Below are 21,442 nucleotides of genomic sequence, written 5' to 3'. Positions count from 1 at the left end.
ATGAGTGTTCGTGACGCGGTTCTGGCGAACCTGAAAAAGATCACCGACCCGGTATCCGGGCAGGACATCGTAAGCGCAGGCATCGTGCGCGCCTTGAATGTGGAAGGCGACACGGTACGCTTCGTGCTTGAGGTCGATCCGAAATATGCGGAAAAGATGGAACCTGTCCGCGCCACGGCTGAAAAGGCCGCTCAGATGGTGGAAGGCGTAGCAAATGTTTCGGCCTTGATGACCGCGCATTCCGACAAGGCACCGCCGGATCTGAAACCGAAACCAAAGCCATCGCAAACCGGGCCGCAGGCAGTGCCGGGTGTGGATCGGATCATCGCCGTTGCGTCCGGCAAGGGTGGGGTTGGCAAATCCACCGTTTCGGCCAACCTTGCCTGCGCATTGGCTGCGGAAGGCCGGCGTGTAGGTCTGCTGGATGCGGATGTTTACGGGCCGTCGCAACCCCGGATGTTGGGTGTCTCGGGCCGTCCGGCCAGCCCTGACGGCAAGACGATCCTGCCGCTGCGCAACCACGGCGTCACCATGATGTCGATGGGTTTGATGACCAACGAAGGTCAGGCGGTTGTCTGGCGTGGGCCGATGTTGATGGGTGCGCTGCAACAAATGATGAGCCAGGTGCAATGGGGCGCGCTGGATGTTCTGATCGTCGATCTGCCGCCCGGCACCGGTGACGTGCAACTGACGCTGAGCCAGAAGTTCCAGGTGGATGGTGCCATTGTCGTCTCAACGCCGCAGGACGTGGCCCTGATTGATGCCCGCAAGGGGATCGACATGTTCAACCAGCTCAAGACACCCATTGTCGGGATGATCGAAAACATGTCCACGCATATCTGTTCGAACTGTGGGCACGAAGAACATGTTTTCGGTCATGGTGGTGTCAAGTCCGAGGCAGAGGCGTTGGGCGTGCCGCTGCTGGGTGAAATCCCCTTGCATCTGGACATCCGCGTCGCCGCCGACGGAGGCGCGCCCATCGTGGTCAGCAAACCTGACAGCCCGCAGGCCGAGGCATTCCGCAAGATCGCCCGCGACATGATCGCCAAAGGCAACGCATGAGCCAGCCGGTTTTCCCACCCTTGCTTACGGGCCACCCGGTTCAGGGTGGGGAAGACCCGTTCGAGCGCGCGCAGGCCATGGCTGCGCTGGGCTGTGATGCGGGTACGGTTGTCTACAATATTCAGGCGGATTTCCTGCGCGTGGCAATTGTTTTTGCCCCTGAGGTGCCATTGCAGGATGCGGTGGCTATGCTGCCGCTTTGTGCTGTGGGATTTCAGAACGCGCTGGGCGCTTTGGCCCCGCCAGAGGTTGCGGTGCATCTGGGTTGGGATGGTCTGATTTGCGTGAACGGGGCGCGGTGCGGCCGGTTCCGCGCGGCTGCGTCAACATCAATGCCCGAGGAAGAGCCGGACTGGCTGGTCGTCGGTTGGGAGCTGACGCTGTTGCAAACAAGTGATGCGCCGGGTGAAACCCCTGATATCACCGCGCTGTACGATGAAGGCTGTGCCGAGGTTTCTGCAACGCAGCTGGTGGAAAGCTGGTCACGACACATGTTGACCTGGCTCAACCGTTGGCAGGAGGATGGCAACGCGTCCTTGCACGCCGAATGGATGGGCCTGCTGCGCGGCGTGGGCGAACCGCTGATCGACGGTGGCGTATTCCTTGGAACGGATGAACGTTTCGGGATGCTGATCCGCGACGGGGCCGACACGCATCTGCGCCCACTAACTGACTTGTTGGAGAACCGAGAATGAAACTGGCCCGAGCGATCCATTTCGACGAAAGCGACATGAACGTGTTTCATTCCCCGGCGCGCACCGGAGAGTGGTGCGTTTCGGGCGGGTTTGAGTTTTCCAACTGGGGGCAGGGCGATCTTGAAGGCAAGGCTCGACAGGCATTTGCGAATGGCTGGCTGGGGTTGGAAACCTTTGGTCGGGTGACTTTTGTCGCCGTGACGCAGATCGAAGCCTCAGAGAAAGATCAGATTACGCATAACCTGGCCGAACATTTTGTGCAGTTCTATGGCGCACCCTCGGTCGAGGCCGCATTGGGCGTTGCGCAAGCTGAAATCGACCACATGTCAGAGTTGTGCGAAGACCATCCGGCCAACACGCTGTTGACCGTCGCAAGGGAACTGACAGAGACAGGCGTGCACGAAGCCTTTCGCGTGATCACTCCGCAGGACGCGGAACTGGAAGCGTTGGCCGTTCACGGGTCGCTGGACGATTAGATCAGGTCGACAAACCCGCCGAACTGCCCGCGTTTGAAGATCAGCCCTTTGCCGGTGCGATACATGACCTGATCTACCTGACCCACGATGATCAGATGATCCCCGGCGTCATGACGGGCATGAAGGCGGCAATCGAACCGGGCCAGACACTGGGCCAGATGTGGACGCCCGGCCTCATCCTCGGTCCAGTCCGCATGTGAGAAATCCGCCCCATCGCGTGCAAACCGCAACGCCTGATCCTGCTGATCCTGCGCCATGACGTGGATCGAATAGAGATCACAGGTACTGAACGTATCAAATCGGAATGATTCCTTGGCCAGACACCACAGGACCAGTGGCGGATCCAACGAGACTGAGGCAAATGAATTCACCGTAATGGCACGCGGGCCATTGTCGGATTGCGCGGTAATCACCGTGACACCGGTGCCGAAGCACCCCAGCGCTTCCCGAAAGGCGGGGCTTTGATCCGGGGTCGGTCTGAAGGTCTTTTCGGTCATCGCGCGCTTAATCCTTGGCCGCGCATCAGGTGCCATGCGTGGCCCGGATTGTCCATGAAAAGCTGACTGCTGGGTGCAATTTATGCCGTCAGTTCAGATCTTCCAGCAAACGACCATGTTTGCGGGTTTCTATAATCACCTCGCCAAAAGTCGTCAGGCCGCGTGCTTGCAGGATCGGCAGCATCTTGATCAATGCCTCGGCCGTGGCGACCGCGTCGCCCAGTGCGGTATGGCGCAACGTTTCGGGGATCGTGATTTCCAGCCGTTCACACAAGGCATCCAGTGTGTGCGTATCGCTTGCCCCGAACAGCACCGCAGACAGCAAAACCGTGTCGAGTATCGGATGATCCCACTCGACACCCATCCGTTTGGCATGGCGGCGCAGGAACGCCATGTCGAACGGGGCATTATGCGCCACGATCACGGCGTCGCGCGAAAACTGATGGAAAACGCGTCCGGCTTCGGCGATATCAGGCGCCCCCTGAACCATACGATCGCTGATCTTGTGTACTTTGGTCGAGGCCGGGGGAATTGGAATGCCGGGATCAACCAGCATGTCCAGATGCTCACCCTGAACGATTTTACCATTCAGAACGCGTACTGCGCCGATCTGCACGATCTCATCCTTGTGAGGTAGCAAACCGGTTGTTTCCGTGTCGAAAACCACGAAACATAGATCCGACAGGGGGCGGTTCTCGAACGCATCATCCCCCGGTGTATTGAGAAGTTCGAAATCATAGACCAGCGGGCGGGCATCGTCCGGTGACATATGTGTCGCGCTGTCTTCGAAGACAAGCATATATCCGGGTGCATCGCCCAAGGGTTTCATCCGGGCGGAATATGTCTGTCGCCCGTCCACGCTGGACAGGGTGCAATAGACGTCCTTTCCGGTTTTGCACATCTTGGCATATGCGTCCGTCAGGCCGGTGGCTTCGAGATATTCGAAAAGAGATGCGTTCAGACGAGGATGCGCGATCTGGGCGAGAACCTCGGCGGCCTGCCCGTCGTACAGAACGATCTGATGTTTCGGACTGGCCAGCAGCATGGCCACAGGGATTTCCGTCAGCAGCGCGGTCAGGCGTTGTTTTTCTGCGGCCAGATGCGCGGTTTCGGCGGCCACGGCCTCGGCCGTGCGCATGGCGTTCGAGGCCAGTTGTTCCGCCAATCCCGCCGCTGCCGGGGCAAGATCACCCAGATACCGCGCGGCCTGCATGTCCAGGTCGGTGCTTACACCGGCATGTGCACGGGCACGCAGCTGGGCGGAAAGCCGTTCGATCGGTTTGGCGACGTTGTCGTCGAACAGCAGCCAAACACCCGCGACCAGTGCCAGAAATCCAAATCCGATCAGGATTTCGGCGAAGACGAAATCATTCAGCAGACCGGGGTTTCCCGCACGGGAATAGGTGATCCAGAGGGCGGTGGCGCTGATGGCAACCCCGCCAAGGGCGAGGAGACAGAAGAACAGAAAAATCCTGAGCCTCAAACTCAATCCGGTCAGCATGATCACACCCCGCAAGTGGCTGCGATGACGGGGTCATTGGTTCCGGCTGCAATCCAGTCAGCGTTCACCAGACGCCCGTCCTCGGCAAATTCGGCACCATCCGCCAGGTTGGCGCGGCGGCCTTCTGCACAATTCACGGCCACCGGTAGTTTCGAAACCGGAGCCCAGCGGCCAAAGAAGTAAAGATCGACAAGCCGTTGTTCCGGAACGTTTTCGTTTGTGCGCACCGATACGGTGTCGATTGCGGCAAACCGGTCAACGAACGGCACCGCGTACGTCCAGGGACGATAAAACGCGCGGCTTTCGACCTCTTGCACGATGGTCATCTCTTCCGGCAGTTGGTCGCGCGTGCGATCGTACCAGGAATATTCGCTGTTGATGGTCATCGCGATCATTCCAAGACCGGCCGCAACCGGCGTTGTCCATTTTGGCAAACGCCCTCCGGTCAGCTTGTTCAGCAGAAGAACGATGCCGGCACATGCGACCCCTGCGAAAATCGTGCCGATCAGTTCCAGAAACATGTGGTCTCTCCGTTGGTCAGTCGCATGTCAGCCCAGCATTCCCTTGCCGTGGCCAACTGCCGATTGCATCGTTTTTACCACCACGAAAGCATCACGCAGATGACTTCGCTCAAAGTCCGACAATTCAGACGGTGGCAGGTAGTTGTCGGGCATCGCTCCGGATTTAACCAGCCGCACCTGATGCTCCAGCCGGGTTTCAGCGATCAGATCATAGGCGTCCAGCAAGTCACGCGCACCAGAAGGGCTGAGCACGCCACTGGCCTCGGCTGCTTTCAGGCGGGCGCGGGTGTTGGCTTCGGTCAGTTCGCCTTGCAGTGCGTAGATGCGCGCCAGATCGACGACGGGCACAACTCCGTTGTGTTTCAGATCCAGCGTATTGCGATGCTCGCCCGAGCGGATCGTCGCGAAACCGCGCAGCAGGCCCAGGGGGGGCGTGTGCTTCAGCGAGTTCGAAATCATATGTGCGACGAAGATCGAGTTTGCCCTGGCCACTGCCAGAGTGTCGGTTTGCAGATCGCCAAACAACTCAAATGCGCCGCCGATGGGGCGCAGGTCGAACATGACCGAGGCCAGCATCTGCGCCTCGGGGTTTGGCTTGGCAATCCAGCCTTTGAAATAGTCGCGCCAGACACGAACCGGCTGGCACCAGCGCGGATTGGTCGCCATCATGTCGCCGGGGCAGTAGAAGTACCCGCAGACGTCCAACCCGTCAGAGACGAATTTGGCCAGTTTGGTGAAATAGGACATATCGGCGTCGGTGACGTTATCGTCCAGCATCAGGCAATTGTCCTGATCCGATACGCCGGTTTGTTCTTGCCGTCCCTGTGAGCCGCAGGCCAGCCACAAATAGGGTACAGGCGGCGGCCCCAGTTCAGATTCAGCCAATTTCAGCAGGCGGCGGGTAACCGTGTCTGCAATATCGGTGATCAGCCGCGTGACAATCTCGTGCCGGTTCCCGCCGGCAACCAACTGAACCAGCAACTGCGGAATTTCCGCCGTCACCCTCGCCATCTCTTCGGCACTGTCAGCCTTTGCGATCCGACCAACCAACTCGGCCGAGTTGACGGCCTGATAGTGGGTCAGATCGGTCTGCGTCACGATCCCGACCAGACGACCGCCTTCGGAAACCGGGATGTGGCCAATGCCGCGCTCCATCATGATATGCAGAACGTCCGAGCCGATATCGCTGGGCGACAGGGTTACGGGATTTGCAGTCATGATTTCGGAAATCCGTGTGGTTTCGGGCAACCCGTTGGCAACATATTTGCCCGAAATGTCCCGCAGGGTGGCGATACCTTTTAACTTCTCTCCATCTGTCACGCATAGCGACGAGATGTGTTTGTCGCGCATGATCTGTGCCGCTTCCTGAACTGTCGTGTCCGCAGGGCAGGTGGCGGGATCGCGCGCCATCAAAACGTCAATCGAACTGGTCGCAAGGCTTTGCGGGCCGCTGCGATCTCCACGGGTTCGATTGAAGAATTTGGCAACGACGTCGTGGTTGTCGATCAAACTGCGCACCAAATCCGGTGGCAGAACCATCAGGACCGACGGCGTATGAGCACGGGCTTTGGTGGCGGCTTTGCCGTCTTTCAGCAGGCCTCTCTCGCCGAAGGAGTTGCGCAGCCCCAGATGAGAGACGATGGCCCCGTTCTCATCAGTAATCTCAACCTGTCCTTCGTAGATCAAGAACACCCCGGGCAACTTGTGACCCAACTCATAGACAGAAGCGTCCTCCTCAACTTCCCAGACCTCGATCTGTTTGACGATCTGATCCAGGGCGTCGGAAGGCAACACGTCATAGGGGTGAACGGATTTCAGAAACCGGGCAATTTCATCATGGGACAGGGGCATGTGTTGTCTCCGGTGTTCTGGTTAAAAAATCCCGCCCAGTGGTGTGCCGGGCGGGAACAGTGGATCGAAAGACGCGGTCGAAGGCAAGAACCAACGACCTCATCAAGCTCACTTATTCTGAGCTGCGCCCGCACCACGGGGAATGCGCACACTTTCGACCAGATCTTTGATCTCCTGCGGGGTCTCTTTGGTCATGCCTGCAACAACGTAGGCAACCGCAAAGTTGATCATAGCACCGATTGCGCCGAACGAGGTCGACTTGATCGGACCCAGCAGCGGGTCTGCATCAGTGAACGAGTTGGTGCCCGGAATGAACAGCCAGCCCTTGTGCAGGAAGATGTAGACCAAGGTCACAACCAGACCAGCCAGCATACCCGCAACCGCGCCGGTGTTGTTGATGCGGGTCGAGAAGATCCCCATCATCAGCGCCGGGAAGATCGAGGCCGCCGCCAGACCGAAGGCCAGGGCCACGGTTTGCGCCGCAAATCCGGGTGGGTTCAGACCAAGGTAGGTTGCAACAACGATGGCTACCGCCATTGCGATACGCGCAGCCAGCAGTTCACCCTTTTCAGAGATTTGCGGGTTGATCGCACCTTTGACAAGGTCGTGGGACACCGCTGACGAGATCGCCAGCAACAAGCCCGCAGCGGTTGACAGAGCAGCCGCAAGACCACCGGCAGCGACCAGACCGATCACCCAACCCGGCAGGTTGGCGATTTCGGGGTTGGCCAGAACCAGGATGTCACGGTTGAACTTGGTCAGCTCGTTACCGACCCAGCCTTTTTCTTCCGCGATGGTGGCCATCGCTTCGGACTTGTCGTTGTAGTACTGGATCTTGCCGTCGCCGTTCTTGTCTTCCCAATCCAAAAGACCGGTTTTCTGCCAGGTTTTCATCCAGTCATAGCGCGGATCGGTGTCGATTTCCTCGACTGAGACAGCGCCACCTTCGATGCCGCCATTGGGCCACATCATGTCGGTGATGTTCAGACGTGCCATTGCGCCAACCGCAGGGGCGGTCAGGTACAGCAGAGCGATGAAGACCAGAGTCCAGCCAGCCGACCAACGTGCGTCAGAGACTTTCGGCACGGTGAAGAAGCGCATGATGACGTGCGGCAGACCCGCAGTACCGATCATCAGCGACAGTGTGAACAGCACCATGTTCAGCGTGTTCGAGTGGTGGGCCGTGTATTCATTGAAACCCAGCTCGGTCACGATGGCGTCCAGCTTGGTCAGAAGAGGCTCACCACCAGCGGTGTCACCAAACAGACCCAGAGCAGGGATCGGCGTGCCGGTCAGCTGCAACGAGATGAAGATCGCCGGGATGGTGTAGGCTGTGATCAGCACGCAGTACTGAGCAACCTGGGTGTATGTCACACCTTTCATCCCGCCAAACACCGCGTAGGCAAAGACCACACATGCACCGATCAGCAGACCGGACGTGTTAGACACCTCGAGGAATCGGCCAAAGGCCACACCCACACCGGTCATCTGACCGATCACGTAAGTCACCGACGCAACGATCAGGCAGATCACGGCAACGACACGCGCGGTCTGGCTGTAGAAACGGTCGCCGATGAATTCCGAGACGGTGTATTTGCCGAACTTACGCAGGTAGGGCGCAAGCAGCAGTGCCAGCAGCACATAGCCACCGGTCCACCCCATCAGGAAGGTCGAGTTGTCATAGCCGGTGAAGGCAATTAGGCCCGCCATCGAGATGAACGAGGCCGCAGACATCCAGTCTGCCGCTGTCGCCATACCGTTGGTGACCGGGTGAACGCCGCGACCGGCGGCGTAGAACTCCGATGTGGAACCCGCGCGGGCCCAGATCGCGATGCCGATGTATAGCGCGAATGATGCGCCAACAAACAGCAGGTTGATGGTAAACTGATCCATAGTCCCCGCTCTCCCTTATTCTTCGTCCACGCCGAATTCGGCGTCCAGCTTGTTCATGCGCCAGGCGTAGTTGAAGATCAGCACCAGAAACACCAGGATCGATCCCTGTTGTGCGAACCAAAAGCCCAGATCGGTTCCGCCTACGGCAATCCCCGACAGCAACGGACGCAGCAGAATGCCGAATCCAAACGACACCAGCGCCCAGATCGCGAGGCTGATGTAGATGAGGCGCAGGTTGGCCTGCCAATAGCCCTTGTCGGACTCGGCAGTCTGCGCGGAGTTTGTTGAATGATCCGCCATCGCGGGTTCCTCCTTCGCTTCCTCGTTGGACGGCCCGATGCCCACATCCTCCAGTGCGTCGGACCGCTTCTCACTTGCGCCAGACGCTATGTGACGTCAGGCAAAACTCCTCCAGTCCGCCAAAGCGGTCTTTTGAAGTATTCTGTTTGGGATCAGAGCCTTGCGGCCCTAAATCCACCCCCTATTTCATGACTTCGTCAACGATCCCTTCAAGGTCATTGGCAATGTCTTCGATCCTGCCCATGGCGTTTGTACGCTGCAGCACGCCCTGACCGTCATAGTAGGCGATCAGTGGTGCCGTCTGCGCGTGGTACGCTGCAAGGCGCGAGGCCACCGTTTCGGCATTGTCGTCGGCGCGGCGCTTGAATTCGGTATGGCCACACTTGTCGCATTTGCCTTCTTCGGCAGGCTTCTTGAACTGGTCATGGTAGCCTTCACCACAGCCGGCGCAGGTGTAGCGGCCCGAAATACGGGTCACCATCTCCGCGTCTTCCACCTCGAGGCTGATCGCGGCGTTGATCTTCTGGTTGTTCGATGCCAGCAGGCTGTCCAGCGCTTCGGCCTGAACCGTCGTGCGCGGGAAACCGTCCAGAATGACGCCTTTGGCGCAATCCGGCTGTGCCATGCGGTCGCGCAGGATGGCGATGACGATCTCGTCGCTTACCAGATCGCCGGCTTCCATAACGGCTTTTGCCGCTTTGCCGGCTTCGGTTCCGGCCGCGACCGCTTCGCGCAGCAGGTCACCGGTGCTGAGTTGTACAAGTCCGAATTTCTCTTCCAGCATCCGGGCCTGAGTGCCCTTCCCGGCACCCGGAGGGCCGAGAAGGATGAGAACGGCGGGCGTGGTGATCGTGGCAGCGTCCATCATACCCTCACTTGTTCGCACGGTTTTCGATCAGGTCTTCGACCACCGACGGATCGGCCAGTGTCGAAGTGTCGCCCAAGGATCCGAAATCGTTCTCGGCGATCTTGCGCAGGATACGGCGCATGATCTTGCCCGAGCGCGTTTTCGGCAGGCCGGGTGCCCACTGGATCACATCCGGGGATGCAATTGGACCGATCTCGGTGCGGACCCATGTGCGCAGCTCTTTCATCAACTCGTCCGAAGGCTCGCGATCATTCATCAACGTGACATAGCAATAGATGCCTTGCCCTTTGATTTCATGAGGGTATCCAACCACCGCAGCCTCGGCCACAGCAGCATGTGCAACCAGCGCGCTTTCCACCTCGGCTGTGCCCATGCGGTGACCGGACACGTTGATCACGTCATCTACACGACCGGTGATCCAATAGTCGCCATCTTCGTCGCGGCGGCAGCCGTCACCCGTGAAGTAGTAGCCTTTGTAATCCGAGAAATAGGTCTTTTCGAACCGCTCGTGGTCACCCCAAACGGTACGCATTTGACCGGGCCAGCTGTCCTTGATGCACAGAACGCCTTCGACGCCATTGCCTTCGATTTCAACACCCGACTGAGGGTCCAGAACGACGGGCTGAATGCCAAAGAACGGCTTCATCGCCGATCCGGGCTTCATCGCATGTGCACCGGGCAGCGGCGTCATCAGGTGGCCGCCGGTTTCGGTCTGCCACCAGGTGTCGACGATGGGGCATTTGCCTTTGCCGACAACCTCGTTGTACCAGGTCCAAGCTTCGGGGTTGATCGGTTCACCCACGGTGCCCAGAATGCGAAGATCGCTGAGGTCGCATTTTTCGACAAACTCATTGCCCTGACCCATCAGAGCGCGGATCGCAGTGGGGGCGGTGTAGAATTGGTTGACCTTGTGCTTTTCGCAGACCTGCCAGAAACGCGAGGCGTCGGGATAGGTGGGTACGCCTTCGAACATCAGCGTGGTCGCGCCATTGGCCAGCGGGCCATAGACGATATAGCTGTGCCCGGTGACCCAGCCCACGTCAGCGGTGCACCAGTACACGTCACCTTCGTGATAATCGAATGTGATCTCTTGCGTCATCGAGGCGTAAACAAGATACCCCCCCGTGGTGTGCACAACGCCCTTGGGCTGACCGGTCGAACCTGACGTGTAAAGGATGAACAAAGGATCTTCGGCGTTCATTTCGGCTGGGGCGCAATAGTCGTCAGCCTCGAGCGCCATTTCGTTGTAGTCAAAGTCGCGACCGTCGATCCAGGTGGTCTGACCGCCGGTGCGCTTGACCACAAGGCATTTTACCGTGTCTTTGCAGTGCAGCAGGGCGGCGTCTGCGTTGGATTTCAGCGGCGTTTTGCGGCCGCCACGCGGCGCTTCATCCGCAGTGATCACGACCTTGGCGTCGCACCCGTTGATGCGCGCGGCCAGAGCGTCGGGCGAGAAGCCCGCGAAAACGATCGAATGAATTGCGCCGATCCGCGCACAGGCCAGCATGGCATAAGCGGCTTCGGGGATCATCGGCAGATAGATGACCACGCGATCGCCCTTGCGCACGCCAAGGGATTCCAGAATGTTGGCCATCCGGCAGGTGCGGCGGTGCAATTCTGCGTAAGAGATATGCTGGGCCGGGTCATTCGGATCATCCGGCTCCCAGATGATCGCGGTCTGGTCGCCGCGGGTTTTCAGATGACGATCCAGGCAGTTGGCCGACACATTCAACGTGCCATCGGCATACCAGTTGATCTTGACCGAGCCAAACTCGTAACTGACGTCCTTGACCTGAGTGAAGGGCTTGATCCAGTCGATGCGCTTGCCTTGCTCGCCCCAGAATGCGTCGGGGTCGCTGATTGAGGCTGCGTACATGTCAGCATACTTTGCCGCATCGACATGCGCACGAGCGACGGTTTCTGCGGATGGCGGATAAGTCTTGGCATCTGCCTGGGCAGCGGTGGTCATCTTTGAGGCTCCTCCCTCTGGACTGGATTGCTTGTGGATTTTTTGCCTGTCATTCAGGCAATGTCGATCCTGTTCCTCCCCAAGTTTGAATATTACCGCGTTCTGAAAATAAATAAATAAATTGGTGTAATCCTTGGATTTCTTTGTAAAGAAATTTCAACAATACGGCCAAATCTGTAAAAAAATCGGCAAAGGAATCACTAAAATATAACAAAAATAGCCACTTAAAAGTAACGAGAATTGAGGGCGCTATGTGTCAATTGTGGTTGCAGCGACAAGTGACCGCAAGGCTTCTGTCGTCTTGGGTCATTTCTAGGGCTTATTCTGCAAAATACGCAAATACCGGTTAGGGTTGGCACAATCGAATGTTGGCGCTAGCTTGATCGGCAAGCGCCTCGGTAGGGGGCGCACCTATGGGAGACGATACTATGAAAAAGATGTTGAGCGGTGCCGCAGTCGCCGCCCTTGGCGTTGCTTTTGTGACCGAAGCCGCGGCGACAGAATGGAACGCATCCGTCTGGGGCAAGCGCCGCGCCTTTACGGAACATGTTGAAAAGCTGGCCGAACTGGTCAGCGAAAAAACCGGTGGCGAATTCACCATTAATGTCAGCTATGGCGGGTTGTCCAAACCCAGGGAAAACCTAGACGGGATCGAAATCGGCGCCTTTGAGATGGCTCAGTTCTGTGCCGGCTATCACCGCGACAAGAACCGGGCGATCACCGTTTTGGAACTGCCGTTTCTGGGTGTGAACAACCTACAGGAAGAAGTTGCGGTAAGCCATGCGGTATACGACCATCCAGCGGTCAAGGAAGAGATGGCGCAATGGAACGCCCGCATCATCATGACCTCGCCAATGCCGCAGTATAACCTTGTCGGCACGGGCGAGCCGCGGGATGAGCTGGCTGAATTTGACGGAATGCGGGTCCGGGCGACCGGTGGCCTTGGTCAGGCCTTCGAGGCGGTCGGAGGGGTGCCGACATCGGTTCCGGCGACCGAAGCCTTCAATGCGATGGAATCGGGTGTCGTGGACACCGTGGCCTTTGCCCAGCACGCGCACCTGTCATTCGGGACGATCAACGAAGCGGACTGGTGGACCGCCAACCTGAATCCAGGAACGGTGAACTGCCCGGTTGTCGTCAACATCGATGCCTACGAGGCCCTGCCAGCCGAACATCGTGAGGCTCTGGACAGCTCGATTGACGAGGCGATCGATCACTACCTGGCGAATTACGGCGGCTTGCTCGAACAATGGGACAGCGTCCTGGAAGAAAAGGGTGTCCAGAAGGTCATGATCGACGAAGCGGTAATTGAAGAGTTCCGCACAAAGGCCGCTGACCCGATCCGTGAAAAATGGATTGCGGACATGACCGCACAGGGCCTGCCGGCGCAGGACCTTTACGATCTTGTCCAGACGACGCTGAAGCAACAGCGCGGCGGCAACTGATCCACAAGGCCGGGTGCTTTCAAGGCGCCCGGCAACAAACAACAAGGAAACACCGGAATGGCAGGACAAGCCACGGTTCTGGTAGACGGCAGCCGTCTGAGCCAGTTGGATCAGCGTTTGCTCGTGCTCGAACGGTTTCTGGCACTGATCAGCGGATTGGCGGTTTTTTCACTGATGGTATTGGCCGTTGTGTCGGTCAGTGGTCGAAATGCGCTGAATGCTCCTTTGCCGGGCTATGTGGACTGGATCGAACAGGCGATGCCTCTCATCGCTTTTCTGGGCATTTCATATGTTCAGCGTGACGGGGGGCATATCCGGATGGATATCGTCATATCCCGCTTGCACGGTCGAGCTTTGTGGCTGTTCGAACTGCTCTCGGTGGTTCTGATCCTGATCCTGATGCTGGCTTTGGTTTGGGGCAGTTGGTCTCATTTCGACCGGTCCTTTGATTTTAGCGCACCAATGTGGAGCCGGGACAGTTCGATCGACATCGGTATACCCTTGTGGCCGGCCAAGCTGCTGGCACCCGTAGCATTTTCCGTTCTCTGCCTGCGCCTTGCGCTGCAAGTCTGGGGGTATGGTCGGGCGTTCTGGCTGGGGCTGGACGCTCCGGCGGCCGTTCCGTTGATACAGGATGCAGCGGCGCAGGCGGCGGCCGAGGCCGAACAGTTCGAAGGGCAGGACTGATAGATGGACACGATTGAGATTGGCCTCTGGGTCACTGGCGGCCTTCTGGTCCTTGTCGTGGCGGGCATGCGGGTTGCCTTCGCAGCCGGTTTGGCAGGGCTTGTCGGACTGGTTTGGATTTTCTGGGCCAAGTTCGGTTACGATCCGGAACGGTTTGGCAAAGCGCTGACAGTGGCGGTCAAGACCGCGGGGCAGGTGCCACATTCCAAGGTCGCGTCCCACACTCTCAGCCTGATTCCGACCTTTATCCTGATTGGATATCTGGCGTATTACGCGGGGCTTACCCGCGCCTTGTTCGAGGCTGCGAAACGCTGGGTCGCATGGGTGCCCGGAGGGTTGGCGGTTTCGACCGTTTTCGCCACGGCCGGCTTCGCTGCGGTGTCCGGAGCTTCGGTTGCGACGTCAGCCGTCTTCGCCCGTATCGCGATTCCGGAAATGCTGAAGGTGGGCTATAACAAACGCTTTGCAGCAGGTGTGGTTGCCGCGGGCGGGACGCTGGCCTCCCTGATCCCGCCTTCGGCCATCCTGGTGATCTACGCGATCATCGTCGAGCAGGATGTCGGGAAACTGCTGTTGGCGGGTTTCATTCCGGGTGCGTTTTCCGCAATCGTGTACGGCCTTCTGATCATTGGGATTGCAGTGATCTTCAAATCCGTTGGCCCGCCGGTCACGGGGTTTTCCTGGAAACAGCGCTTTGCAGCACTTCCCGGTGCCATTCCGATTGTCGCCGTCATTCTGATTATCATTTGCTTTGTCTACAATCCGTTTGGTGAAAAAGCATGGGGCACTCCGACGGAAGGCGGTGCCATTGGCGCCTTCATCGTATTCTGTTTCGCATTGTTCCACGGAATGCGCTGGGCCGAGTTCAAATCTGCGCTTTTGGAAACCGCCAAACTGACGGCGATGATCTTTTCGATCATCTGGGGCGTTCTGATCTATGTGCGCTTTCTTGGGTTCGCCGACCTACCGGGTGCCTTCTCGGATTGGATTACGGGGCTTGAGATGTCGCCCATGATGATCCTGATCTGCATTCTGCTGGCATACGCGGTTTTGGGCATGTTCATGGACGCGATCGGGATGCTACTTTTGACTTTGCCCGTCGTCTATCCGGCGGTGATGGCCCTGAATGGTGGTGAGACCGTCAGTGCCGCCGACAGCGCGTTTGGAATGTCCGGCCCGATGTGTGCGATCTGGTTTGGCATTCTGGTCGTCAAAATGGCCGAGTTTTGCCTGATTACACCGCCCATCGGGCTGAACTGCTTTGTCGTTGCCGGAGTGCGCCCGGACCTGAGCGTTCAAGATGTGTTCAAAGGCGTCACGCCCTTTTTCATCGCGGACGCCCTGACCATCGCAATGCTTGTGGCATTCCCGGGTATTGTCCTCTACCTGCCATCGCTTGCGGGATAGCTCGGAAGCGAGGCTCTGCCTCGCGCTCCGGGATATTTGTGGCCAGATGAAGTTCGGATCCCCTGCTTCATCTGGCTGAAAATATCCCGGGGGAGGCGCGCGCAGCGCGGCGGGGGCAGAGCCCCCAAGATCGCGTGCTATCCAGCTCGCATCAACATTCCGAACAGATCGCGCGGATCGTCCGGGTCGGCCAACATGTCCAGAGGTTCAAAGAAGGTTGTGCCTTCAATCGCCTGTTTCACATAGCGCAGGGCCGAGAAATCCTCGATGGCAAAGCCTACACTGTCGAACAAAGTGATCTGCCGTTCATCGGTGCGCCCCTTGGCGGCGCCGGTGATGACCTGCCACATCTCGGTCACAGGGTGATCCGCGTCCAGCGCTTGAATTTCGCCTTCGATCCGGGTTTGTTCGGGGTACTCGACGAAGATGTCCGAACGTAACAGGATGTCGCGATGCAACTCGGTCTTGCCGGGGCAATCGCCTCCGATGGCGTTGATGTGCACGCCGGGCCCGACCATGTTGTCGGTCAGGATCGTTGCGTATTTCTTGTCCGCCGTGCAGGTGGTGATGATCTGGGCACCTTCGATGGCGTCTTCCGGTGTTTTGCAAGGGATGACTGTCAGGCCCTTGCCCTGCAAGTTCGCAGCGCATTTCGACGTGGCATTCGGATCGATGTCATAAAGCCGAACGGTGTCGATCCCGCACATTGCCTTGAAGGCGAGGCACTGGAATTCGGACTGTGCGCCATTGCCGATCATGGCCATTGTCCTGGCATTTTTCGGGGCCAGATAGCGCCCGACCAATGCCGAAGTCGCAGCCGTGCGCAGCGCGGTCAGCATCGTCATTTCGGTCAACAGCGTCGGATATCCGGTGTAGACATCCGCCAGCAGGCCGAATGCGGTAACGGTTTGCAGCCCCTCGGAGGTGTTCTTGGGATGGCCGTTTACGTATTTGAACCCGTATGCCTCACCATCCGAAGTTGGCATCAACTCAATTACGCCATGAGGAGAATGCGCCGGAATGCGAGGTGTCTTGTCGAAGCTTTCCCATCGTTTGAAATCGGCCTCGATCTGAGCGGCAATCTGCGTGATCATCTGTTCGACGCCAATGTGGTGTACCAGTCGCATCATGTTGTCGACGGAAACGAATGGTACCAGGGCCTTGTCTGAAGGTTGCATGGTGCTCTCCTATCGGCGGGCAAGGTGAACGCCTGCAATCATGCAGCGCACGGACCCACCGGCGGTTTCAATTGTTGGAACGGACAGCGGCAACGGTGTTGCACTGTCCTGGATTGTTGCGATTTGGTCTGTTGTGAGGGCGGCAAGTGCCCTGCTGGACAGGGCCAGAACCAACCCATCCCGTCCGGTCAGTTCAATGGCGTTGCCTGCGAACTCGGCAATTTGGTCGTGCGTCAGGTCAATGACCGTTCGACCGGATTCTTCCAGCCGATTGCGAACGGTCATGCGGCGGGCCGGGTCTGAAATCATGTCCAGGCAAATCAGGGCGTAATGCGTGCCGATACCTATCAAAACGTTGGTGTGATAAACGTCCCGCCCCTTGGTATCGCGGGCTTCGAAGGCGATTGGTTCATAGTTGAAATGTGTGCAGAACCGTTCCAACAGGACCGGATCGGCGCGATTGGACGTCACCGTGTAGGCGATACGGGCCACATGATCCAACACCATCGCGCCGGTCCCTTCCAGGGCCAGGTTGTCTTGTTCCAGCCCGGAATAGTCGATGACATCCTGCACACGGTATTCCTGTTTGAGCAGTTCGATTACATCGGTCCGGCGTTCGCGTCTGCGCGATGGCACGAACATCGGGTAGATCGCCACATGGCCGCCGGGATGCGTCGAGAACCAGTTGTTCGGAAAAACGCTGTCAGGTGTATTGAGGTCGCCAAAATCGTCAAACACATGAACAGTGACACCGGCGTCGCGCAATTGCTGCACCGCCCGATCATGTTCATCCCTGGCCGCTTCCGACGTGGCCTGGGCGGATGCGGTGCTCAGCGTTTGAAAGGCATTGTCATCGCGTGTTTCCGGGTTCGACGCAAAAGCGTGCGGCCGGATCATGACGGCGGCAGATGGCGCTTGAAGAGACAGCATCAGAAACTCCGGGTGGGGCGGTCGAAGATACGGCGACCCATCAACGAGGCGGCCAGATCGACCATCAGTTTTGCGGTTCGGCCCCGCTCATCCAGAAACGGGTTCAATTCGACCAGGTCCAGCGAGCAGACAAGTCCGCTTTCATGCAGCAGTTCCATTACCAGGTGGGCTTCGCGCTCGGTTGCACCGCCGGGCACAGTCGTGCCGACTGCGGGCGCCACTGCCGGGTCGAGGAAATCGACATCCAAAGATACATGTAGCAGTGCGTTTTCCGCCTTCACGCGATCAAGAAAGGCCAAAAGGGGGGCTTTGATACCGTTTTCATCGATGCTGCGCATATCCGCCAGCATGGCGCGGTCTTGCTCCAGCGCTGCCCGTTCCGCCGGGTCGACAGAACGCAATCCGATCATGCCGACGCGATCCGTCGGTATGACGGCGGGCAAAGGAGGGAAATCCTCGAATCCGGGTCTGCCGGTGAAATATGCCACCGGCGTTCCATGCAGGTTGCCGCTGCCGGTACTGTCCGGAGTGTGAAAGTCGCTGTGGGCGTCAAGCCACAGTACAAAAAGAGGGCGGTCGATCCGAGCGGCATGGGCGGCCATCCCGGCCACCGTACCCATGGACAGGGCGTGATCACCCCCCATGAAAATCGGAATGCCCTGACCCGCCGCGTCTTGGGCAGCTTTGCTGAGAGCGCGCGTCCACCCCACGCATTCGGGCAGGGCGAACAGGTGCGGGTGTTGGGGAATGTCGACGTTTTCGGCCTGCACGTCGCCCCAATCGTGAACGGTGTGACCAAGATCAGACAGCGCCTGATCCAACCCTGCCACGCGATACGCATCAGGTCCCATCCGGCATCCCTGACTACGTTTCCCGGCGTCCATTGGGGCGCCGACCAGTATGATATCCTTGATTTCCATGTGTTCATTTAGGCCGTCGGACTGTCTTGCGTGAAGTCGGCAAAATGCTCAAAATGGTCTCGGAAAATCCTTTATGAGAAGATGCCATGGACGAATTGGACAATCGGCTGCTCAATGCGTTGCAACGGGATGCACGGGCAAGCCTGTCAGAGCTGTCGGAAACACTGGGTGTGACACGCACCACGGTCCGCAGCAGGTTGCAGCGGCTGAAACAGTCCGGTGAAATCGTCGGCTTTACCGTCCTGACGCGTCGCGATCTGGCGCAAAGCCCGGTGCGCGGGTTGATGATGCTCGAGATTGAGGGCCGCGGGACGGAACGCGTCATGGCCCGGATCGGAGCCATGCGTCAGGTGACGGCAGTTCATTCGACAAATGGCAGTTGGGATCTGATCGCCGAGATCAGTACGGAAACCCTGGCTGAACTGGATGAGGTTCTGTTTCAGATCCGAAGGATCGATGGCGTGACGCGTTCGGAAACGAACCTTTTGCTGTCAACACGCAAGGGGCGGCTCTAGCGCTTTGAGATAAAAACAAAATGTGCCAGAGTCCGTTGGCAGATGATGTCTGAATCGTCGACGGGCGGGTGAGCCGCGCGTGGTATCTGCGATCAGAAACTGGCGGGGACGTGCAGCATGACCAATGCGGAAAGTGACGGTGAACCTCTGGCCGTGCACTGGGCCGAAAAGCTTACGGCCATGTTGGAAAAACCCTGGCTGCGGATTGCGATACCGGTTCTCGTGACCGGGATCGCGCTGACGGTTCTGCATGATTTGTCGGCGCATGTGAAATGGTCAGATGTCCAGACCGATATCGCAACGACGTCGTGGAAACTGATGTTTTTCGCCTTGTGCTGGACCGCGTTCAGTTTCCTGTCGCTGTCGCTCTATGATGTGTTTGCCGTGCAAAGCGTGGCGGGCGGCAAAGTGCCATTGCCTGTTGCCGGAATGGCAGGAGCCAGCGGCTATGCCGTGTCGAACTGTCTGGGTTTTTCCTACATTACCGGAACGGCGATCCGGTATCGGATATATGCGTCGCTGGGATTGGATCTGGGGCGGGTGGCCGGGGTTATCGCAACCTCCTGGGTTGCGTTCTGGATGGGGCTTGTTCTGGTTCTGGGTGTGCTGCTGACCGTGCATCCGGATGGGATCTCGAAAGTGATGCCTGTCAGCGAAACGGTGGAAACCGCCATCGGGCTGTGCCTTTTGGGGGCATTGGTTGCGATGTTCATATGGCTGTCCAGCGGGGGCAGACGGTTGGCCGTCGCAGGTATCGGGTTTGACTTGCCGGGTGGCAAACTGGCCAGCCTTCTGACACTGGCCGCCATCGGAGATCTGGTTGGCGCGTCCATGGCGCTCTATGTCCTGATGCCGGACGATCTGGGCGTTGGCTATCCCTATTTCTTCACGATCTACATCGCCGCCATCGCCGTTGGAATCCTCAGCCACGCGCCGGGCGGGCTTGGGGTATTCGAAGCCACGTTGATCGCGGGGCTTGGGGCGTCGGGACGTTCGGATGTGATCGCAGCCTTGTTGCTGTATCGCGTCGTTTACACTTTCTTGCCGTTCGGTATCGCCAGCGTGTCCATTGCGGTCGCGTCGGCACTGACGCAAAGGCACAGGATCGGCGGCGCCGCGACATGGGTCTATCGGGTCATCCGTCCCATTGTTCCCATGGTGGCAGCCGGGGTTGCGGCCGTGGCGGGGGTGGTCCTGCTGGTGTCCGGCGCATTGCCAGCGGGCACGCAGAACCTTGGCGTTCTGAGAGAGGTCTTGCCGCTGTCGTTTGTCGAGGCATCGCACCTTGCCGGCAGTGCTGTCGGCGTGCTGCTTTTGCTGGTGTCCCGCGGTTTGTTTCGAAAGCTCTACCGCGCATGGGTGGTGGCCATGTTGTTGATGGTGGCCGGGTTCTTTGCCTCGCTGGCAAAAGGGCTGGACACTCACGAAGCGCTGTCGATGCTGGGCACGATTGGCCTTCTGGCGATGTTCCGCGGGGCGTTTTACCGGGTCAGTGGCGCGTCGATCTTCAGGCTGAATATTCCTTGGTTGGTCAGTGTCGTGGCGCTGCTGGCGGTGATATTCTGGATCGGGCTGTTCGCCTATTCCCATGTCGAGTACCAGAACGCCCTGTGGTGGGAATTTGCCTGGAACGGAGACGCTTCGCGCTTTTTGCGCTCCAGCCTCATCGTGGCGGTGATCGTGGGCGTCGTGGCCGTGAACTCTCTGTTCGGACGAGAGATTCCGACGCCTGTGCGCACGGAAATCCCCGAGGTCGTTGAACGGCTTGTGATGGAGTGCGAGGACACCGAATCCCAAATCTCGCTTACCGGTGACAAACAGTTCCTCATCTCACCGGATCAGACCGCATTCATTGCGTATGCAGACACGGGCAACGCTTTGATCTCGAAGGGAGAGCCGGTCGGCGATGAAACGGCGGGGCGGCAGTTGATCTGGCAACTCAGGGAAATGGCGGACCGAGAAGGAAAACTGTGTGCCTTCTACAGTGTTTCAACCAAATACCTGCCGACATTTCTGGATCTGGGCCTGTCGATCCTGAAGATCGGCGAGGTCGCGCGGGTTCCGCTCAGGGATTTCTCGCTGGACGGAAAGTCGCGCAAGCGGTTCAGACAAGCCAGGAATCGGGCCGAGCGGGAGGGCTATGTATTCGAGATCATCCCGAAAGAAGACCTGGCCCCGGTATTGCCGGAACTGCGCGCGATTTCAGACCATTGGCTGGCCCAAAAGGCGGGTGCCGAAAAGGGCTTTGCGCTGGGGGGCTTTGACGATCAGTACCTGTCATATTTCGATCATGCGGTTCTGCGTGACGGTAAGTCAGGCAAGATCATGGCCTTCGCCAACCTGTTTCAGGGCGGCAACAAATCCGAGCTGTCACTGGATCTGATGCGCTATGAGCCTGACAGCCCGAGCTTTGTCATGGATGCTCTTTTTGCCGAGATGATGAACTGGGGATCGCAGCAGGGGTTCCACTGGTTCTCATTGGGTGCGGCGCCGTTCTCAGGCATCGAAAACCGTCAGCTTGCATCGCTTTGGAACCGCATCGGCGGCTTTGTCTATGAGCATGGCGAGCAGTTCTATCATTTTGAAGGTTTGCGCGCCTTCAAACAGAAATTCGATCCGGAATGGAGCCCCAACTATCTGGCCAGCCCCGGCGGGCTGGCCGCGCCCCGCATCCTTTACGAGGTCAATATTTTGATCTCGGGCGGGCTGCGCGGGTTGACCAAGTAG

General features: G+C 58.5%; 19 protein-coding genes. 8 read left to right on the top strand and 11 right to left on the bottom strand.

What is annotated here, in order from left to right:
• From GS612_RS08475 to GS612_RS08465, 3 genes are read left to right on the top strand one after another with little or no spacing between them, the layout of a single operon-like run.
• The gene (locus tag GS612_RS08475) at window positions 1–1,062 is read left to right on the top strand and encodes an Mrp/NBP35 family ATP-binding protein (RefSeq protein WP_152457717.1); all 1,062 of its coding nucleotides are present in this window, start codon (window positions 1–3) and stop codon (window positions 1,060–1,062) included.
• Complete coding sequence (locus tag GS612_RS08470) at window positions 1,059–1,757, top strand: biotin/lipoate--protein ligase family protein (RefSeq protein WP_171639654.1); 699 nt, start codon at window positions 1,059–1,061, stop codon at window positions 1,755–1,757. The genes GS612_RS08475 and GS612_RS08470 overlap by 4 nt, the downstream gene beginning before the upstream one ends.
• On the top strand, window positions 1,754–2,233 hold the full coding sequence (locus GS612_RS08465; protein WP_152457719.1) for a DUF6505 family protein: 480 nt from the start codon (window positions 1,754–1,756) through the stop codon (window positions 2,231–2,233). The genes GS612_RS08470 and GS612_RS08465 overlap by 4 nt, the downstream gene beginning before the upstream one ends.
• On the opposite strand, the gene GS612_RS08460 is transcribed toward GS612_RS08465, so the two are convergent.
• The 8 genes from GS612_RS08460 to acs all read right to left on the bottom strand — a co-directional run bounded on the left by GS612_RS08460 (window position 2,230) and on the right by acs (window position 11,633).
• On the bottom strand, window positions 2,230–2,730 hold the full coding sequence (locus GS612_RS08460; RefSeq protein ID WP_152457720.1) for a flavin reductase family protein: 501 nt from the start codon (window positions 2,728–2,730) through the stop codon (window positions 2,230–2,232). The two genes, GS612_RS08465 and GS612_RS08460, sit on opposite strands and share 4 nt — an antisense overlap.
• 88 nt (window positions 2,731–2,818) lie before the next feature.
• Entirely contained in the window at window positions 2,819–4,231 is a 1,413-nt protein-coding gene (locus tag GS612_RS08455; RefSeq protein WP_171231797.1) for a PolC-type DNA polymerase III, read from the bottom strand.
• 2 nt (window positions 4,232–4,233) lie between these two features.
• Window positions 4,234–4,752, bottom strand: a complete 519-nt coding sequence (locus GS612_RS08450; protein ID WP_171116357.1) for a hypothetical protein — start codon at window positions 4,750–4,752, stop codon at window positions 4,234–4,236.
• A gap of 27 nt (window positions 4,753–4,779) precedes the next feature.
• Entirely contained in the window at window positions 4,780–6,603 is a 1,824-nt protein-coding gene (locus GS612_RS08445) for a DUF294 nucleotidyltransferase-like domain-containing protein (protein WP_171639653.1), read from the bottom strand.
• A gap of 108 nt (window positions 6,604–6,711) precedes the next feature.
• A complete protein-coding gene (locus tag GS612_RS08440; RefSeq protein ID WP_171228579.1) occupies window positions 6,712–8,496 on the bottom strand; it encodes a sodium:solute symporter family protein in 1,785 nt (594 codons plus the stop codon).
• A gap of 15 nt (window positions 8,497–8,511) precedes the next feature.
• Window positions 8,512–8,796, bottom strand: a complete 285-nt coding sequence (locus GS612_RS08435; RefSeq protein WP_152459845.1) for a DUF4212 domain-containing protein — start codon at window positions 8,794–8,796, stop codon at window positions 8,512–8,514.
• A gap of 181 nt (window positions 8,797–8,977) precedes the next feature.
• Complete coding sequence (locus GS612_RS08430; protein WP_152459846.1) at window positions 8,978–9,661, bottom strand: adenylate kinase; 684 nt, start codon at window positions 9,659–9,661, stop codon at window positions 8,978–8,980.
• Between the two features lie 7 nt (window positions 9,662–9,668).
• Window positions 9,669–11,633, bottom strand: a complete 1,965-nt coding sequence (gene acs, locus GS612_RS08425) for an acetate--CoA ligase (protein ID WP_171204601.1) — start codon at window positions 11,631–11,633, stop codon at window positions 9,669–9,671.
• Between the two features lie 428 nt (window positions 11,634–12,061).
• Here acs and GS612_RS08420 point away from each other — a divergent pair, with 428 nt between their 5' ends.
• The 3 genes from GS612_RS08420 to GS612_RS08410 are packed head-to-tail and all read left to right on the top strand — an operon-like array spanning window position 12,062 to window position 15,172.
• Window positions 12,062–13,078: a C4-dicarboxylate TRAP transporter substrate-binding protein gene (locus tag GS612_RS08420; RefSeq protein WP_171116347.1), complete on the top strand. Its 1,017-nt coding sequence runs from the start codon at window positions 12,062–12,064 to the stop codon at window positions 13,076–13,078.
• Window positions 13,079–13,135: 57 nt separating this feature from the next.
• Window positions 13,136–13,765, top strand: a complete 630-nt coding sequence (locus GS612_RS08415; RefSeq protein WP_171228581.1) for a TRAP transporter small permease — start codon at window positions 13,136–13,138, stop codon at window positions 13,763–13,765.
• Between the two features lie 3 nt (window positions 13,766–13,768).
• Window positions 13,769–15,172, top strand: a complete 1,404-nt coding sequence (locus GS612_RS08410) for a TRAP transporter large permease (protein ID WP_171168511.1) — start codon at window positions 13,769–13,771, stop codon at window positions 15,170–15,172.
• Window positions 15,173–15,309: 137 nt separating this feature from the next.
• Here GS612_RS08410 and GS612_RS08405 read toward each other — a convergent pair whose 3' ends face one another.
• The 3 genes from GS612_RS08405 to rocF are packed head-to-tail and all read right to left on the bottom strand — an operon-like array spanning window position 15,310 to window position 18,200.
• The gene (locus GS612_RS08405; RefSeq protein ID WP_171639652.1) at window positions 15,310–16,350 is read right to left on the bottom strand and encodes an ornithine cyclodeaminase; all 1,041 of its coding nucleotides are present in this window, start codon (window positions 16,348–16,350) and stop codon (window positions 15,310–15,312) included.
• Between the two features lie 9 nt (window positions 16,351–16,359).
• A complete protein-coding gene (gene ctlX / locus GS612_RS08400; RefSeq protein ID WP_171639651.1) occupies window positions 16,360–17,280 on the bottom strand; it encodes a citrulline utilization hydrolase CtlX in 921 nt (306 codons plus the stop codon).
• Window positions 17,280–18,200, bottom strand: a complete 921-nt coding sequence (rocF, locus tag GS612_RS08395) for an arginase (protein ID WP_171639650.1) — start codon at window positions 18,198–18,200, stop codon at window positions 17,280–17,282. Before rocF ends, ctlX begins: the two co-directional genes overlap by 1 nt.
• 86 nt (window positions 18,201–18,286) lie before the next feature.
• On the opposite strand from rocF, the gene GS612_RS08390 reads away from it, so the two are divergent.
• Together GS612_RS08390 and mprF are read left to right on the top strand one after the other, a co-directional pair.
• Entirely contained in the window at window positions 18,287–18,715 is a 429-nt protein-coding gene (locus GS612_RS08390; RefSeq protein WP_152457732.1) for an Lrp/AsnC family transcriptional regulator, read from the top strand.
• Between the two features lie 117 nt (window positions 18,716–18,832).
• The gene (mprF, locus tag GS612_RS08385) at window positions 18,833–21,442 is read left to right on the top strand and encodes a bifunctional lysylphosphatidylglycerol flippase/synthetase MprF (RefSeq protein ID WP_371809322.1); all 2,610 of its coding nucleotides are present in this window, start codon (window positions 18,833–18,835) and stop codon (window positions 21,440–21,442) included.

This window comes from Ruegeria sp. HKCCD6157, assembly GCF_013110685.1.
Taxonomy (GTDB): domain Bacteria; phylum Pseudomonadota; class Alphaproteobacteria; order Rhodobacterales; family Rhodobacteraceae; genus Ruegeria.
This window is presented reverse-complemented; position numbering and strand designations above follow the sequence as displayed.

What these genes read in the sequence shown, in the direction of transcription:
- GS612_RS08450 (WP_171116357.1), bottom strand. Translation starts at nt 4,752, where the DNA reads ATGTTTCTGGAACTGATCGGCACGATTTTCGCAGGGGTCGCATGTGCC.
- GS612_RS08430 (WP_152459846.1), bottom strand. Translation starts at nt 9,661, where the DNA reads ATGGACGCTGCCACGATCACCACGCCCGCCGTTCTCATCCTTCTCGGC.
- GS612_RS08470 (WP_171639654.1), top strand. Translation starts at nt 1,059, where the DNA reads ATGAGCCAGCCGGTTTTCCCACCCTTGCTTACGGGCCACCCGGTTCAG.
- GS612_RS08475 (WP_152457717.1), top strand. Translation starts at nt 1, where the DNA reads ATGAGTGTTCGTGACGCGGTTCTGGCGAACCTGAAAAAGATCACCGAC.
- GS612_RS08415 (WP_171228581.1), top strand. Translation starts at nt 13,136, where the DNA reads ATGGCAGGACAAGCCACGGTTCTGGTAGACGGCAGCCGTCTGAGCCAG.
- GS612_RS08455 (WP_171231797.1), bottom strand. Translation starts at nt 4,231, where the DNA reads ATGCTGACCGGATTGAGTTTGAGGCTCAGGATTTTTCTGTTCTTCTGT.
- acs (WP_171204601.1), bottom strand. Translation starts at nt 11,633, where the DNA reads ATGACCACCGCTGCCCAGGCAGATGCCAAGACTTATCCGCCATCCGCA.
- GS612_RS08390 (WP_152457732.1), top strand. Translation starts at nt 18,287, where the DNA reads ATGGACGAATTGGACAATCGGCTGCTCAATGCGTTGCAACGGGATGCA.
- GS612_RS08460 (WP_152457720.1), bottom strand. Translation starts at nt 2,730, where the DNA reads ATGACCGAAAAGACCTTCAGACCGACCCCGGATCAAAGCCCCGCCTTT.
- ctlX (WP_171639651.1), bottom strand. Translation starts at nt 17,280, where the DNA reads ATGCTGTCTCTTCAAGCGCCATCTGCCGCCGTCATGATCCGGCCGCAC.
- GS612_RS08410 (WP_171168511.1), top strand. Translation starts at nt 13,769, where the DNA reads ATGGACACGATTGAGATTGGCCTCTGGGTCACTGGCGGCCTTCTGGTC.
- GS612_RS08420 (WP_171116347.1), top strand. Translation starts at nt 12,062, where the DNA reads ATGAAAAAGATGTTGAGCGGTGCCGCAGTCGCCGCCCTTGGCGTTGCT.
- mprF (WP_371809322.1), top strand. Translation starts at nt 18,833, where the DNA reads ATGACCAATGCGGAAAGTGACGGTGAACCTCTGGCCGTGCACTGGGCC.
- GS612_RS08445 (WP_171639653.1), bottom strand. Translation starts at nt 6,603, where the DNA reads ATGCCCCTGTCCCATGATGAAATTGCCCGGTTTCTGAAATCCGTTCAC.
- GS612_RS08465 (WP_152457719.1), top strand. Translation starts at nt 1,754, where the DNA reads ATGAAACTGGCCCGAGCGATCCATTTCGACGAAAGCGACATGAACGTG.
- GS612_RS08435 (WP_152459845.1), bottom strand. Translation starts at nt 8,796, where the DNA reads ATGGCGGATCATTCAACAAACTCCGCGCAGACTGCCGAGTCCGACAAG.
- rocF (WP_171639650.1), bottom strand. Translation starts at nt 18,200, where the DNA reads ATGGAAATCAAGGATATCATACTGGTCGGCGCCCCAATGGACGCCGGG.
- GS612_RS08405 (WP_171639652.1), bottom strand. Translation starts at nt 16,350, where the DNA reads ATGCAACCTTCAGACAAGGCCCTGGTACCATTCGTTTCCGTCGACAAC.
- GS612_RS08440 (WP_171228579.1), bottom strand. Translation starts at nt 8,496, where the DNA reads ATGGATCAGTTTACCATCAACCTGCTGTTTGTTGGCGCATCATTCGCG.